Here is a 2,369-nt window from a genome sequence, read left to right on the forward strand (position 1 = left end):
CTATAAGCTTATGACAGTTTCAAACTGATTACCCTCTTATAGATAATAAAATATTGCTATAGTATTTTTAGATTTTACGCTTCTCAATTTTGAGAACTGTAATTTTATGTTTTTATCATGCGATTAACAATCCAATCTTTAAAACAAGATGTGATCTTTAAACGTATAGTATTGAAAATTTCAAACAATGCGATTTTTAAGTGATAAAAACGTATCATAAAATTTATAAACTGTTATGAATGATAACAGCTTTTCATTTCATTTGAATACACACATGCGTTATAACATTTACATCATGATTTGTTTTTTATGCTCTATTCATACGTGCTAATCTTTTATAGAAAATGGTAAAATTAAACATGCATAAAAGGATGGATTCTTGAGTGGATTCATATAAAATAATTGCAAACAAACTATTGACTTTATTGTATTTTTAGGTATTATATCTTTCCAAATAAGAGATCAACCCCTCTTTCCCATACTTATTGCCTGCCAATTCAGCGGCTTTAAGAATTGCCTCTTTCAAAAAACGTGTATTCTTATTCGGTACACCTTTGACACGCCCTTGACCTGCTTTTGGTGGCGTACATTTTTTCTTTGTTTGAGAAATCTGTTCTGTATTTTGTGATGTCATAAAATACGCCCTCCCGATAATAAAAAACCCCGCATTTGCGGGGATTTTGAACTGTACATTTCCCTCTCTAGACACAATACGCCCAAGTACAGCGACGTCATTAAATACGATTTGCTACACTTTGTCAACACAAAAATAACACATATTGATAATTTCAAAGGGAATCGGTTAAACAGCGCTTATGAATAATTAAGGATCCAAAATAATGAAATCATTATCCATAACACGCATCATAACATTTATAGCTTTCTTTTCTATATCAGCGCTACCTGCATCAGCGTCATTTGGATTTATAGACAAATTGACGCGTATGTTTACAAGTGTAGATACTATAGAGAAGTATAATCAACTTTACGACAAATACGCGAGTAAAGAATATACTGGCTTTACGCATTTTAATAAGCTAAGCCAAGCACAAGAATTTGTATACAGCCGTGGACATCATAAGATGCCTTCCAAATTTGATCCTGTATTGCATCGTCACGTATTCGTTATTTTATGTGGACGCTTTGTGAATTTATTGCGGGGTGAGTATAATGAAGAAATGTCATGGGCAATGCTACCCAATGTAATAAGTCGTTTACGTTATGAACATAATTGGAGTGAAAGAGATTTTATGTGGGCATACAACGAATCCAATAACAGTAAAAATCCAATGATTTATTATGCAAAAAAATTTCTTAGTAATTCGACTGGAACTGGCATTAGCCCCAAAACACAAATGATAGTTGTAGTATCTGACGTGAGCACCGGTGATTATGAAAACACTAAACAAGTCGCTAGATTTTGCAGAGACTTACCAACGATATATGATATAATGAAACCGTAATAGAGATTGTCATTTACGATCAAAATGTTTCTGAAGCACATTAAGAGCAACACGCAGCGAATTCACAAGATGTGGTAACATTTGATCTTCTATCACGAGGTACTGTAGCGCAGCATGAAGATTATACTGTCTATAGAGGCATTGGGCTTCTTTTAGTGCCTCTTGCGTGTTTATAAACTGCTCTGTTGCAAATGCTACCCACTTATCTCTTGCCTTATCATCTGAAGATGACGGCATTTCGTCATAAATCGCATTAGGCAAGCCTTTTGCACAAAGGTAATCGTTTCTTATCTGTAGATATTGCTGGGCGGCGTCATATTGCTCTTGTGTAAGCACGCCTTGCAAGCAAAGCCGCCCGATATAGGTACCAGAAAGTGGATTTTTTGCCTCTTGTAGCGTTAAACCGAAGCGCTTTGCACGCATTTCTATTGCCAATTTATCAACGGCTTCACGTAGTGCTTTTGCACGTGAGATGCGTCCGTTTGGTTCTCTGATACATCCTTTAATTTTAGGGCGTCCCCTCTTTTTATTTTTTTTCATAACACCGCCTTTTATTTAAAAAGGAACACTGTCATTCATAACGGTATGGGGCGTATCAAGAGGTCTGTAAATGCTTCTGTCATAAGGAGATGACGGCTCTTGATTATCATCATTTTTGCCATCTAAAAGCTTTAACTCGCCTTTGTACTGAGGCAATATGACTTCTGTTACATACCGTTCAACACCGTTTTTATCTTGCCATTTACGGGTTTGTAGTCGCCCCTCGATATAAACTTTGCTACCTTTGATAAGGTATTGATTTATAATGATAATTCACTGTTTTGTATGTTGAATGAGAGTCTCGAATATCGTAAGATTCTCTCATTTCAAAGCTGTTTATGTTGAATCAAATAAAACCACTCATTT

2 protein-coding genes and 2 pseudogenes are annotated in these 2,369 nt (G+C 35.4%); 1 reads left to right on the forward strand and 3 read right to left on the reverse strand.

Annotated elements, in window-relative coordinates; all coding sequences use genetic code 11:
• Nucleotides 1-445: 445 nt before the first annotated feature.
• Nucleotides 446-634, reverse strand: a pseudogene (locus PVV60_RS10125) (hypothetical protein); the annotation flags it as partial.
• Between the two features lie 205 nt (nt 635-839).
• Here PVV60_RS10125 and PVV60_RS10130 point away from each other — a divergent pair.
• Entirely contained in the window at nt 840-1,463 is a 624-nt protein-coding gene (locus tag PVV60_RS10130) for a hypothetical protein (protein ID WP_026017333.1), read from the forward strand.
• 9 nt (nt 1,464-1,472) lie between these two features.
• Here PVV60_RS10130 and PVV60_RS10135 read toward each other — a convergent pair whose 3' ends face one another.
• Complete coding sequence (locus tag PVV60_RS10135; protein ID WP_273724629.1) at nt 1,473-2,003, reverse strand: hypothetical protein; 531 nt, start codon at nt 2,001-2,003, stop codon at nt 1,473-1,475.
• A gap of 15 nt (nt 2,004-2,018) precedes the next feature.
• Nucleotides 2,019-2,261: pseudogene (gene ssb, locus PVV60_RS10140) on the reverse strand (single-stranded DNA-binding protein); the annotation flags it as partial.
• Nucleotides 2,262-2,369 lie beyond the last annotated feature (108 nt).

Origin of the sequence: Bartonella sp. AU18XJBT (assembly GCF_028618595.1) — a bacterium.
Classification (GTDB): domain Bacteria; phylum Pseudomonadota; class Alphaproteobacteria; order Rhizobiales; family Rhizobiaceae; genus Bartonella.